Annotated in this window: 10 protein-coding genes and 1 tRNA gene; 6 read left to right on the top strand and 5 right to left on the bottom strand. The window is 68.6% G+C overall.

Annotated elements, in window-relative coordinates; translation table 11 throughout:
- The first annotated feature begins 174 nt into the window (after positions 1-174).
- A tRNA-Leu gene (locus RJ03_RS06590) sits at positions 175-259 on the top strand.
- A gap of 206 nt (positions 260-465) precedes the next feature.
- Here the strand turns inward: RJ03_RS06590 and RJ03_RS06585 are convergent.
- The 4 genes from RJ03_RS06585 to RJ03_RS06570 form a co-directional block, all read right to left on the bottom strand.
- Positions 466-1,278, bottom strand: a complete 813-nt coding sequence (locus RJ03_RS06585) for an enoyl-CoA hydratase/isomerase family protein (protein ID WP_036498954.1) — start codon at positions 1,276-1,278, stop codon at positions 466-468.
- 76 nt (positions 1,279-1,354) lie between these two features.
- Positions 1,355-2,368, bottom strand: a complete 1,014-nt coding sequence (locus RJ03_RS06580; RefSeq protein WP_036498951.1) for a TIGR03617 family F420-dependent LLM class oxidoreductase — start codon at positions 2,366-2,368, stop codon at positions 1,355-1,357.
- Complete coding sequence (locus tag RJ03_RS06575; protein ID WP_051024391.1) at positions 2,365-3,396, bottom strand: phosphotransferase family protein; 1,032 nt, start codon at positions 3,394-3,396, stop codon at positions 2,365-2,367. The genes RJ03_RS06580 and RJ03_RS06575 overlap by 4 nt, the downstream gene beginning before the upstream one ends.
- Positions 3,396-4,511, bottom strand: coding sequence for an Rv3169 family protein (locus tag RJ03_RS06570; protein WP_036498948.1), 1,116 nt, complete (start codon positions 4,509-4,511; stop codon positions 3,396-3,398). Before RJ03_RS06570 ends, RJ03_RS06575 begins: the two co-directional genes overlap by 1 nt.
- A 124-nt stretch (positions 4,512-4,635) precedes the next feature.
- On the opposite strand from RJ03_RS06570, the gene RJ03_RS06565 reads away from it, so the two are divergent.
- The 3 genes from RJ03_RS06565 to RJ03_RS06555 are packed head-to-tail and all read left to right on the top strand — an operon-like array spanning position 4,636 to position 7,420.
- Positions 4,636-5,244 (top strand): TetR/AcrR family transcriptional regulator, encoded by a 609-nt coding sequence (locus RJ03_RS06565; RefSeq protein ID WP_036498945.1) that lies wholly within the window; start codon positions 4,636-4,638, stop codon positions 5,242-5,244.
- Positions 5,241-6,791, top strand: a complete 1,551-nt coding sequence (locus RJ03_RS06560; RefSeq protein ID WP_036498940.1) for an LVIVD repeat-containing protein — start codon at positions 5,241-5,243, stop codon at positions 6,789-6,791. Before RJ03_RS06565 ends, RJ03_RS06560 begins: the two co-directional genes overlap by 4 nt.
- Positions 6,788-7,420, top strand: coding sequence for a DUF305 domain-containing protein (locus RJ03_RS06555; RefSeq protein ID WP_051024390.1), 633 nt, complete (start codon positions 6,788-6,790; stop codon positions 7,418-7,420). Before RJ03_RS06560 ends, RJ03_RS06555 begins: the two co-directional genes overlap by 4 nt.
- A 10-nt stretch (positions 7,421-7,430) precedes the next feature.
- Here RJ03_RS06555 and RJ03_RS06550 read toward each other — a convergent pair whose 3' ends face one another.
- Positions 7,431-8,675, bottom strand: coding sequence for a helix-turn-helix domain-containing protein (locus RJ03_RS06550; RefSeq protein WP_036498935.1), 1,245 nt, complete (start codon positions 8,673-8,675; stop codon positions 7,431-7,433).
- Positions 8,676-8,819: 144 nt separating this feature from the next.
- Here RJ03_RS06550 and RJ03_RS06545 point away from each other — a divergent pair, with 144 nt between their 5' ends.
- The gene (locus RJ03_RS06545; protein ID WP_051024389.1) at positions 8,820-9,827 is read left to right on the top strand and encodes a poly(ethylene terephthalate) hydrolase family protein; all 1,008 of its coding nucleotides are present in this window, start codon (positions 8,820-8,822) and stop codon (positions 9,825-9,827) included.
- Positions 9,828-9,849: 22 nt separating this feature from the next.
- A complete protein-coding gene (locus RJ03_RS06540; RefSeq protein WP_036498932.1) occupies positions 9,850-12,234 on the top strand; it encodes a beta-glucosidase in 2,385 nt (794 codons plus the stop codon).
- The last annotated feature ends 5 nt before the right edge of the window (positions 12,235-12,239 follow it).

Here is a 12,239-nt window from a genome sequence, read left to right as displayed (position 1 = left end):
TTTGAACCCCCAGGTGGCAGGGTTACTTGGAAGTCAGAAAGTTGAGGGTTCCTCATATTGGGAGTTGCGAAATCGTTATAATCCCAGTTCGTGTTACCCGTGGGTACACGACACCCCCGCGCGGCTTCGCGATCCGCCCCCGGGCCGGTAGAGTTTGGACGGTCGTACCATCACGCGCGAGTGGCGGAATTGGCAGACGCGCTGGATTTAGGTTCCAGTGTCCTCGGACGTGGGGGTTCAAGTCCCCCCTCGCGCACCACTCGAACACGCATATCAGGCAAGTTTGCTGGAAACGCGTGTTTCGGAGAACCCTCGCACACACATTCCCGGCAAATTTGCAGCTTTGCGTACCGCATCCTTCGAGCACCCGCCCACTTAGATCTCGTCGAACTTCCGGCTTTCCGGCCGGACGAGCCGGTGCGTGCTGACGCGGCTGCGGTAGCCCTTGTGAGATGCGGCGGAAGGTCAGGAGTGCGGCGAGTCCTGCCACTCACTCGACAGCCGGGCAGACCACACCGGATTGCGGCAGCCCAGCCGGGCGCGCATTCCTTCCGCGGCGTCAGGGCTGCCCATGACCCGCAGGTGCAGTTCGGTTTCGAGCTCGGCGACACGGGCGGGGTCGTAGCCGTGGATCGCGGTGTCCCACAGCAACCTCTTACTCAATGCCGCGGACATCGGTGCGACATGGGCGGCCATGTCGGCGGCCATTGCGAGAGCGGCGGGCAGCACGTCGGCGGCGGGAAGACAGCGGGTGGCGAGGCCGAGGCGCACTGCCTCGGGGCCGTCGAAAGTCCGTCCCGACAACAGGATGTCGGCCGCGACCGACATCCCCGCGACCTTGGCCACGGTCCAGTGCGCCATCGCGTCAGGCACGACGCCGAGACGCACCTGGGGAATGGCGTAGCGGGCGTCGTCGGCGACCAACCGGATGTCGGCCTGCATCGCCAAGGTCAGCCCGATGCCGATCGCGTGCCCGTTCACCGCGGCGATCACCGGTTTTCGCAGGGCGAAGGCGGGCGGGTCGACCGGTGACGCGGAAAATGCCGCGTCGTCGGGCTTTTCGAACGTCGCCGCACCGCCGCCCAGATCCGCTCCGGCGCAGAAGGCCGGGGCGGCGCCGGTCAGCACGATGATCCGGACCGCGTCGTCGGCGTCCAGATCGCGGTACGCCCGGCCGAGGGCACGGCCCATCGCGGCGGTGAAGGCATTGCGGCGCTCGGGCCGGTCCAATGTCACCACCGCGACGCCGTCGGTGATGTCGATCCGCACGTCGCTCATGCCTGCGCCTCGCTGACGCTCGGCTCCGGCATGACCGACCTTGTCGGCTGTGTTGATGTTCGCTCGCTGCGCTCGCTCATGCGACCTGCAATTCGGCGACCAGATCCCTGATGTGCGCGTCGGGCACGGCGTAACCCGGGAAATAGCAACAGATCCGGTCGGCGACGGCACCGAAGCGCGCCATGATCTCGGCGGCGCATTCTTCGGGCGTGCCGTAGACGGCGAGTGTCTCCAGCATCCGGTGATCGATCAGTTCGGTCATGGCGCCGACCCGGCCGCGCTTGGACAGCGTATTCAGTTCGGGCTGTAGCTCACCCCAGCCCTCGACATCGAGGACCGGGCGGTAGGCGGGTGTCGATCCGTAGAAGGCGAGCAACCGGCGGACACCGACGGCGGCCGCCTCGAGTTCCCCGGCGGTCCGGCCCATCGCCACGATCACCTGCGGATAAATCGCCAGCTCTGCGGCATCGCGACCGGCGCGGGCCAGACCCTCGGCGATCGCAGGCCGGGTGCGCTCGGCGAAATGCCGGGCACTGTTGAATGGCATGACCAGCAGCCCGTCGGCCACTTCGGCCGCGGTTCTGGTCATGATCGGGCCGAGCGCGCCGAGGCAGATCTCCGGCACCCCACAGGGATTGGGGCCGGGGTCGAAGGTGGGCGGCATCAGGGTGTGCCGGGTGAATTCGCCCTCGAAGCGCAGCGGTGTGCCGTACTGCCAGGAGTCCAGGATGGCCTTGACCGCCAGCACCGCCTCCCGCATCCGTGCCGCTGGCCGCGACCACTGGCCGCCGTACCGCTTGTCGATGTGCGCACGGGTCTGCGAACCCAGGCCCAGCCGGAACCGGCCGCGGCTGAGCAGATGCAGATCGTAGGCCGCGTGCGCGAGGTGCACCGGGCTGCGTGGGAGGGCAATGGCGACATTGGTCATCAGGTCGACCGGTTCGGCACCGGTCGCCGCCAGGGTCAGCGGCAGGAAGACATCGTGGGGGCCCTCGAAGGTGAACAGGCCGTCGGCGCCGCAGGCGATCAATTCGGTTGCCCGCGAAACGGCTTCGTCGGGACGACCGCTCAGCTGGAGATCGACCTTCATTGCTCCGCCGCCAGCAGCTGCTCGATCCGTGCGGCGCAGAACGCGGTCACATCGACCTCCGGCGGCAGCTGTAACCGGTGCGCCATGCGCAGCAGCGGGATACTGAGCAGGACGGCCGCCAGTATCTCGTTGTAGCGCAGGTTGCGTACTGTCATCCCGGTGCGTTCCTCGTAGCGCGCGATGGTTTCGGCCCGGGTGGGCGTTCCCGGCAGCCGCTCGGTGCCCTGGAATTCCGAGCACGCCCAATCCAGGAACAGCATCCAGGCGAGGTCGGCCTCGTGGTCGCCGATGTAGGCGATCTCCCAATCGAGGACCCCGGTCACCCGGAAGTCGCTGTCGTAGAGGATATTCGACATGCGGGCGTCGCCCCAGCACAGCGTGACGTGCTCGGGTTCGTACAGATTGGCGCGCAGCCAGTCCACGGCTCGGCGCAGTGCGGGTGGTTGGGTGGTGGACGCCCAGTCGAGCGCGGCGTCGACATAACCGATCATCTGCTGGAGCGGCGCGGTACCGAATTGCGGAAAAGACAGGAAGTCCAGATTCAGTGTGCGCCAGTCGAGCCGGTGGATTTCGGCGATGGTGTCGACACAGCCCCACCACATCGTCGCCCGCTGGGCCGGCTCGGCATCGAAGTACAGCCCGGCCGAGTGGTAGGACGGGAGGTCACCGGGCGCGCTGCCCTCGATCCGGTCCATCACGAAGTACGGACTGCCGAGGGCTTCGCTGCCGCGATCCAGCCAGCGCACGGTCGGAACCGCAACAGAGGTGCCGGCGAGCCGACGCATGACCAGAACCTGTCGCAGCAGGTCGTAGTCGGGAAACAACGCCACCTCGGGCGGGCGCCGCAGTACCAGCGATACCGGATCGGCGCCGTCGCGTTCGAGGTCGAACAGGAAGGTTTCGGTCGCCAGCCCGCGCGGGCTGGCCGACCAGTTCGCCACCCGGACGGGGTCCGCGCCGCGAAATCCGGCGCGCAGCACGGGGACGACAGCGGTCGGCAGATCGGCTGCCGTGGGTCGAGCGATCATCAGTAGCCCTCGTATCCGTAGCGGTCGTTACGACCCATGAACACCATCTCCACCAGGCCGTAGCCGACCTTGCCGTCACTGCTCTCGACCTTGCAGAAGGTTTCGGTGAGCATGCTGACCTGACGCAGTTCGTCGGTGTCGTTCAGATCGACGGTGAAGCCGTCGCTGAAGGACGGGCCCTTCCAGATACCGGACGCGTATCCGCGATACATGTCGTAGCCCGCGAGCCCCGGCCAGAAATCCTGTAGCGCGGTGACCGTGAAGGTGCGGGTATTGCCGTCGGCGGTGTTCGCGGTGAAGGAACCCTCGGACACGATCCGGAAATCGTCCCGGAACCGCAGGTCGTGGTGCACGCTGACGATCGGCACGATCGGCGCCCGCGCCTCGATGGGCTGCTGGATGGAGCCCTCGAAGTGCCAGCGCTGCCCGTCGGCCGTCTCGCGCTGCGCGAAATGCACCAGCTCGTCGTCGAACTGGAAGATGCCCATGAAGTACAGAACACCATCCGGGATCTCCGAAGGCTGCAGGCCCGCACCCTCGCCGAGGCTGCCGCCACCACCGCCGTGGCGAGTGCCCCAGGAATGGTCGCGGCCGAACCACCAGGTGTCGGGATCGATGTCGATGCGCTCGCCGTCGACTTCGAGCCAGCCCGAGATCCGGCCGTTCTGGTAGTAGCGGCGCGCATCCTCGCGGACCCGGCCCCTGGTGCGGAAGAACGCGGGCTCCTGCTCGTAGGCCGGGAACCTGCCGTGGAAGTTCAGCTCGAGACGCAGGCCGTGGTCGTTGTCGCCGAGGGTGGCACGCACACCGCGCAGCGGTTCGGTGATCTCGTAACGGTAGGGCCCGATCTGCCAGGCGCCGAGATCGTCGTAGTTGCCGCCGATCTCGCGCGACAGGCGCGCCACGTGCGCCTTACCGTCCACGGTGACCATGGCGTAGGCGTCCATGACGTTGCGGTTGGGATAGCGCGCCATGCCGGTCATGACGCTGACCCGCCCGGTGGTGTCGAAACCGTAGAGCACGATGCGCTCGGTCCAGCGCAGATCGCTCTGGGCGACGTGGTCGAAGGTCGTGGGCAGTTGATGGCAGAGCAGTTCGTCCTGGGGAGTCAGCACGGCATGTCCTTCGAGTGCGGGAGTGGAACGGGTTTCAATTTAGCCAATTTGAATACGCGATGAAGCGTTTTTCAAAAACTCCCAGTTCGGCTATGCTCTGCGCTCATCGAAGGAGGTGTGATCGGTGACCGAACACAGCGAGGTCCGGCAGGGCCCCGGCCGCCCGCGTGACCGGCAACTGGACGAGCAGGTGCTGCGCGCCACTCAGGAACTGTTGGTGGAACAGGGTTTTCAGGCCACGACGATCCAGGGCGTCGCGCGCCGGGCCGGGGTGGTCGCCACGTCGATCTACCGTCGGTGGCCGAACAAGATCCACCTCGTCGAGGACGCGATCTTCGCGCTCGACACCGGGGTGGTGCCGCAGCCCACCGGCGATATCGGCGCCGACCTGCTCGCGTGGACCCGGCTGTTCTTCGCCGCCGCGACCCACCCCGCGGCTCGCTCCGGCATCCCGGGTCTGCTCTCGGCCTACCACGACGACGAGCAGAGCTACCGGCGGCTACGCGAACGCGGCGAGGGCCTGGCGCGCGTCGCCTTGCGCGCCACTATCGACGCGGCGATCGAATCCGGACAGGTCCCTCTTGGCTGCGATCCCGGCCTGATCTTCGAATTCCTTCGCGGTGCAACGCTACTGCGCGCCCTCACCCGCGGTGACGAGGACGGCGAACAATTCTGCCGTCAGACCGCCGCGGCACTGGTCACCCTGGCCGTCCACCATGAAGGTACGACATGAGAACTTCCGCTCGCCGCCTACTCGCCGCGGTGGCCGCCGTCCTGCTGGTACCCGCGGTCACCGGCAGCGCACAACCCGACTCCACGGGAGTCGTGCTGGAAGACCGCGACATCGCCGATACCGCCGTCCCGCGCGCCACCTGCACGGGCGACGCGCTACCCGAACCCGGCCTGCAAGGCGACGTGTCGGCCGACGAACGCGACAGCCACCGCAGCACACATGGTTACCGATGCAATATCACGCGCATCGGCGGCTACGCGGGCCGCGGCGCTGGGATCACCTCGACCCAGTTCGAGCACTGCGTCTACCTGGGCAGCTTCTTCCCCGGCAACCTGCTCGGTCCCGCGCAGGGCGTGCAGGTGGTCGACGTCGCCGATCCGGCGAATCCGGTACTCACCGCCACCCTCACCGAACCGGCCATGCTGGCCGGAACATGGGAGAGCCTCAAGGTCAACGCCGCGCGAAAGTTGCTGGTGGGCACCGGAGTTCCCGCATTCACCGGGGCCGGGCTGATCTCGGTCTACGACATCTCCGACTGCGCGCACCCGCGCCTGCTCAATCCGGGCCCCGGCACCGATCTGAGCCTGCCGGTCCCGATCACGGCACACGAAGGCGGATTCTCTCCCGACGGCCGCACCTACTGGGCCTCGGGCGTCGTCCCCGGGATCGTCAGCGCCGTCGACCTGACCGATCCGGCCGACCCCCGCGTGATCTGGCAGGGCATGCCCGGCCAGTCCATGCACGGCATGGGCCTGAGCGCCGACGGCAACCGCCTGTACCTGGCCAACAATATGGGCGGGCTCACCATTATGGACACCTCCGCGGTGCAGCGGCGCGACCCCGATCCGCAGGTGCCGATCATTTCCCAGCTGACCTGGACCGACGGCTGGGCGACCCAGCAGAACGTCCCCGTCACCTATCACGGCGTCCCCTACGTGTTCAGCGCCGACGAGGCAGGATCCGGCGGCGTCAAACTCATCGACATCTCCGACGACACCCATCCGCGGGTGATGAACACGATCAAGCTGGAGATCAATCTGCCGAAGCACCGCGACACTGCGATGGCATCCAGCATGGGCGGCTCACTGTTCGCCTACGACGCCCACTACTGCTCCGCCGACCGCCCGGTCGACCCCACCGCACTCGCCTGTGGCTGGATCTCCTCCGGCATCCGGGTATTCGACGTGCGCGACCCGTTCCACGTGCGCGAGATCGCCTACTACAACCCGCCCGCACGCACCGGACAGAACACCGAGCTGTGGAACTCCCCGCACGCGTTGGCCTCGATCATCGGTGTTCCGCTGCTCAGCGCGCCCTCGGTGATGCAGGCCGTGCAGTCGGGCGCCTTCGATCCTGCGCAGGCACACAGTTCGCGCACCGGCGACGTGGCCTTCGGTGACCTCTCCACCGACTGGTGCTTCTCCGCGCCCGAGTGGCGTGGCAATCAGCTGTGGGCGGCCTGCGCCGACAACGGGCTGCTCACCCTCGAGTTGTCCCGTGAGGTGTATACCCCACCCGCCGACCAGCATTCGACAGTCGGCTCATGAGCCGACGAATGGTGCTCGGCGCCGCGGCCGCCGCGTCGATCCTGTTCCTGCTGGTGCTCGGCGCGGCCCTGCGGCCGCTCGTGATCGCCGACACGGCCACTGCCGCACCGGTATTGACCCCGGCCGAGATCGGCTTCGTGCAGGACATGACCGCCCACCATCAGCAGGCACTGATCCTGGTCGAGCGGCTCGCCCCCGATGTGGACCCCACCGTCCGGCGACTGGCCGACCGGATCGCCGATGCCCAGCGCCTGGAGATCGGCATGATGCTCGGCTGGCTCCGGCTGGCCGGGGCGACCCCGACCGATCCGCACCCGATGTCGTGGATACCCGCCGGTCACCACACCGCCGCGGCGATGACCATGCCCGGCATGGCGATGCCCGGCATGGCGACTCGGGCCGACCTCGATGCCCTCACCCGGGCACGCGGCGCCGACGCCGAGACGCTGTTCCTTCGCCTGATGTATCGCCACCATCAAGGCGGCGTCACCATGGCCCAGATGTTCGACGAGCTGTCCACCGGCGGACCGGTCGAACAGGCGGCCCGCGACATGATCAGCACCCAGAGCCAGGAGTCCGGGATCATGGGTCTGCTGATGACGCAGCGCGGCGTGACAGCGACCGGCTGAGACCCCGGACTCAGGGGTGCGTGACCAGTTCGCGGATCGTGGTGCGAACCTCGCCGACAGCCGGGACCGACGCGAATTCGACCGACTCGTGGCAGAAGTCAGACAGCCGCGCGACCGCGCGACCGGCCGGGCGGCCGTCCAGCGACAGCGCCAGGCCGACCTGCTGGGCGGCGTGGTCGGGCTCGCCGAGCATCAATTGCAGGCGAGCGGAGGAGATCGCGGCCATCGCCGGTGACACGAATGCCTCCGGCAGGGGCGGGTGAACATCACCGAAGGCGATCCGTGCCAGGTCGGGCCGGGTGGCGATGAGCTGACGGTAGCTTCTGCCGAGCAGCCGCCACTGCTGCCCCGGCCCCGGCCAATCCCGGCGTGGTCCGAGGAGCATGCCGATGGCGGCCGCGGTGAGGCTGCGGTCGGCGGCGCGATCACCGGCCACGGTTTCGGTGGCTTCGCACCGGCATTCCGCAGCCACGACGATCGCGCGCTGGAACGCGGCCTGCTCGCCGAGAATGCCGTGCGCGTACGCCTCCACCTCGGCCAGGGCCAGCCGCAGCAGCGGCGTCGCCGTGCGGCGTGCCAGATACTGGGCGAGTTGGGCAACCTCCAGTCCCTCCGCCGGGCTGCCGCTGTCGAGGAGTTGCCAGGTCGATCCGGTGAGGATCGCGGCGGTCAGTACCGAGTCCCCCGCGGCGTGGGCCAGCCGCGCGGCGGCGACCGAATACCGGCGCGCGGCGCCGATCTCCTCCACGTCCCAGCTCATGGCGGCGGCGATATCCGCCAGCTCCGCGCCGGCCCGCAGGGCGCGTCCATGCCTGTCCGAGTTCGAAAGCTGCTGCAGTCGAGGTAGATTCGCGGCCAGCCACGCGGTGACGGCGCGACGCGGCGCGTGCCCGTCGCCCCATTGTCTGGCGCGCGCCCAGGTCGCCAGCTGCTCGGCCGCCGCCAGCTCTGTCGTAGCCAGGGCGGGGCGCCGACCGACCGTATGCGCGAGCGGCGGCAGCAGCAGCGACGACAGCTGGCTGGGCAAATCGTCGAACTCGTTCATCGATTCGACGGTCAGCCGGTCGCGCACGTGATCCAGAGGCAGATTCAGTGCCAACTCGTAGGCGGCCACATGCTCGGCGCGCACCGCGCGCGCCCCGGTCTCGAGCTGACCCAGGTACGGCTTGGAATAGTTCGTGCGCGCGGCCATCCCCTGCAAGCTGATTCCCGCAGCCGTTCGGGCGCCACGCAGCGCCGAGCCGACCTCACTCATGTGAGGTCCGCGACAGTGCGGGCCGGCTCGTCCATCCCTTCGAGAATACGACGCCGTCATTCCTCCGCGTGAGCGTCTGCAAAGTGTCTGCAAGACCGCGCGGACGGCCCTGCGCAGCCGGCGGTGTCCCTATCGTCCGACAACGTGAGTAACAACACCGTCTTGTCCGGTCGGCATTCGCGCAACGGCGCGCGGCTCGTGCTGATCTTCCTCGCGCTGATCGTCGCCGCTACGGCGGGGATGACACCGGCGGCGGCGACGCCGTCCTACCAGCCCGTCGGCCAGATCGAAACCACCTTTTACGCACCGGGCCCGTGGGCGGTGGCCGAGCGGACCGGCGTCGACTGCTGCACGTCGACCGGCGAGACCTACGACATCTGGTATCCGGCCGATCTCGGGGCGGCCGTCCACCCGGTCATCACCTGGGGCAACGGCACCATGGCCCACCCGCGCGAATACGCGTACCTGCTCTCGCACCTCGCGTCGTGGGGATTCGTGGTCATCGCCGCCGACCGGACCGACACCGGTACCGGCATTCAGATGCTCGACGCGGTGCGGTATCTGGACCGTCAGAACAACGATCCGAACAGCATCTTCCGAGGCAGAATCGACACTCGCGCGGCCGGGGCCGCGGGACATTCGCAAGGCGGCCTCGGCGCGTTGAACGCGCTCGCGCGCGGCGGCGGCACCGTCGGCACCGCGGTGACTGTCGAGATGCCGGTGTCGGCGGTCTGCGGGTCGCTGCCGTCGGTCGACGGCCAGAGTGCCTGCGTCGATCCGACCGCGGTGACCACGGGGTCGGTGCTGCTGATCAATGGTTCGGCCGACGGCGTCTCGCCCGCGACCCAGCCGGTCCCGCCCGAGCTGATCGGCGCGCAATCGATGCAGGCGTACTACGACGCGTTGCCCCCCGGCCTGCCGAAGGCCCGCGCGGCGGTGGTGGGCGCCCAGCACAACGACATCCAGGGCCAGCCGGACTGCACCAACTACAGCTGTACCGAAGGCGTGTACCGCTACCTCGGCTATCTCACCGCCTGGTTCATGGACCGGCTGCGCGGGGATGCGGTCGCGCACGGCGCCTTCGTCGCAGGCACCGGCGAACTCCTGCACAACCCGCACTGGTCCGACCAGGCCAGCACCATCACGCCCTGACCAACGAAAGGCCTTCTTCGCCATGCAAGACCACATCGAGGAACTACTCGCCAAGCTGGACCTGGACGGCAAGCTGCGGTTGATCTCCGGCGCGAGCCTGTTCCGGCTGGCCGGTGACCCCGCGATCGGACTCGCCGAGATGCCGGTGTCCGATGGCCCGTCCGGGGTGCGGGGCGAGAACTGGGACGAACGCGATCCGTCGGTGAGCCTGCCCTCGGGCACCGCGGTCGCCGCGACCTGGGACCCGGAACTCCTCACCGAGATCGGCGCGCTCATCGCCGCCGAAGCTCGCCGCAAAGACGTCTACGCGGTGCTGGGCCCGACGATGAACCTGCACCGTTCCCCGCTGGGCGGCAGGCATTTCGAATGCTTCTCCGAAGATCCACTGCTCACCGCCGAGATGGCCGCGGCGTACGTGCGTTCCGTGCAGGCACACGGGGTCAGCGCGTGCCCGAAGCACTACGTGGCCAACGATTCCGAGACCGACCGCTTCACCCTCGACGTCCGCGTCGACGACCGGGCACTGCGTGAGCTGTACCTCTACCCGTTCGAGCGCACCGTCGAGGCGGGGGCGTGGATGATCATGGACGCCTACAACGCCGTCAACGGCACCACCATGACCGAGAACCCCCTGCTCGACGAACCACTCAAGGGCACATGGGGATTCGACGGTGTGGTGGTCTCGGACTGGACCGCCGTCCGCACCACCGAGAGCGCGGCAGCAGGCACCGACCTGTGCATGCCCGGCCCGCCCTACCTCTGGGGTGAGCCGCTCGCCGCCGCCGTGCGCGCCGGCGAGATCGCCGAGTCGGCCATCGACGACAAGGTGCGCCGCATCCTGCGTTTCGCCCAGCGCGTCGGCGCCCTGGACGGAACCCCGCGGCCCACACCGACTTTCAGCGACGAGCAAGCGCAGGACCTGGTCCGCCGGGTTGCCGCCCAGGCAATGGTTCTGGTGCGCAACGACAGTGTGCTGCCCCTGGCACCGGACACGACCGTCGCCCTGCTCGGACCGTCGGCGGGCGAACCCCGCTTCCTCGGCGGCGGCAGCGCGACCGTGATCCCCGGCCACACCACCACCCCGCTGGAGGGGCTGACCGGCCGGCTACCGGTGACCCACACCGCGGGAGTCCATCTGTCCGAAGACTTGATCCCCGCCCCGTTGGCGATCATGACCGATCCCGAGACCGGCGAACCGGGACTGTCCACGCGGTATCTGACGGGTGACACCGTGCTCGGCACCCAGCATCGCTCCACGAGCCGCCTGGTACTGCTCGGCGAACCGCTGGCCGCTGCGTCGACCATGGTCGAGATGCGCACCCGGCTGCGGGCCGATACGGCCGGTGACTGGCAGATCGGTTTCGGTGGGGTCGGCCATATCCGGCTCGACATCGACGGCGAGACCGTGCTGGACCAGAACGTGACCCTGGATTCCGGCGATCCCGCTGCGGCGTTGCTCAACCCGCCCCAGCGGCACGTGACGCGCACGCTCGCCGTCGGCGACGAGGTCGAGGTGCGGCTCGTCACCAGCATCGAGGAGGCGATGCCCGGCCTCGGCATCATTCTCGGCGCAACCCTCGGCATCCGGCGTCCGCAGCGCGATGCGGACGAGGAGTTCGCGGCCGCGATCGAACTGGCACGCGCGGCCGAGGTGGCCGTGGTCGTGGTCGGCACCACCGAGCAGATCGAGAGCGAGGGCGTCGACCGCACCTCCCTGCGACTGCCCGGCCGTCAGGACGACCTCGTGGCCGCCGTCGCAGCGGTGAACCCGCGCACCGTCGTAGTGGTGAATTCCGGTGCGCCGGTGGAGATGCCGTGGCGCGACGACGTCGCCGCAGTACTGCTGGCCTGGTTCCCCGGCCAGGAGTTCGGCGCGGCGCTGACCGACGTGCTCACCGGTACCGCCGAACCCGGCGGCCGACTGCCGACCACCTGGCCGAAGACCATGGCCGACGTCCCGGTCCTGAACACCACACCCGTCGACGGCGTCCTCGACTACACCGAAGGCATCCATATCGGGTACCGCGCCTGGCTGCGGGCAGGGACCGAGCCCGCCTACCCCTTCGGCCACGGGCTCGGCTACACGACGTGGTGGATCGATGATCTCGTCGTCGAAGGGCGCACCGTCTCGATCACGGTCACCAACACCGGCGTCCGCGAAGGCAAACACGTTGTCCAGGTTTACCTCTCGCGTCCGGACAGTGCCGTGGAACGTCCGGTCCGCTGGCTGGCCGGTTTCACCGCCGTCACCCTGGCACCCGGCGACTCCCGGACCGTCTCGATCCCCCTGCCCGAACGTGCCTTCCAACATTGGGCAACTACCGGCTGGGAGACCGAGCCCGGCGAGTTCACCGTGCAAGTAGGTACCTCGGCCGCCGATCTCCCCCGCACCGCCCCCATCTACTGACCCTC

The organism is Nocardia aobensis NBRC 100429 (assembly GCF_000308375.1).
In the GTDB taxonomy this organism is placed as follows: Bacteria; Actinomycetota; Actinomycetes; order Mycobacteriales; family Mycobacteriaceae; genus Nocardia; species Nocardia aobensis.
This window is presented reverse-complemented; position numbering and strand designations above follow the sequence as displayed.

Coding starts and splice junctions, on each gene's coding strand:
- RJ03_RS06585 (WP_036498954.1), bottom strand. CDS start 1,278: ATGAGCGACGTGCGGATCGACATCACCGACGGCGTCGCGGTGGTGACA.
- RJ03_RS06555 (WP_051024390.1), top strand. CDS start 6,788: ATGAGCCGACGAATGGTGCTCGGCGCCGCGGCCGCCGCGTCGATCCTG.
- RJ03_RS06550 (WP_036498935.1), bottom strand. CDS start 8,675: ATGAGTGAGGTCGGCTCGGCGCTGCGTGGCGCCCGAACGGCTGCGGGA.
- RJ03_RS06575 (WP_051024391.1), bottom strand. CDS start 3,396: ATGATCGCTCGACCCACGGCAGCCGATCTGCCGACCGCTGTCGTCCCC.
- RJ03_RS06580 (WP_036498951.1), bottom strand. CDS start 2,368: ATGAAGGTCGATCTCCAGCTGAGCGGTCGTCCCGACGAAGCCGTTTCG.
- RJ03_RS06540 (WP_036498932.1), top strand. CDS start 9,850: ATGCAAGACCACATCGAGGAACTACTCGCCAAGCTGGACCTGGACGGC.
- RJ03_RS06560 (WP_036498940.1), top strand. CDS start 5,241: ATGAGAACTTCCGCTCGCCGCCTACTCGCCGCGGTGGCCGCCGTCCTG.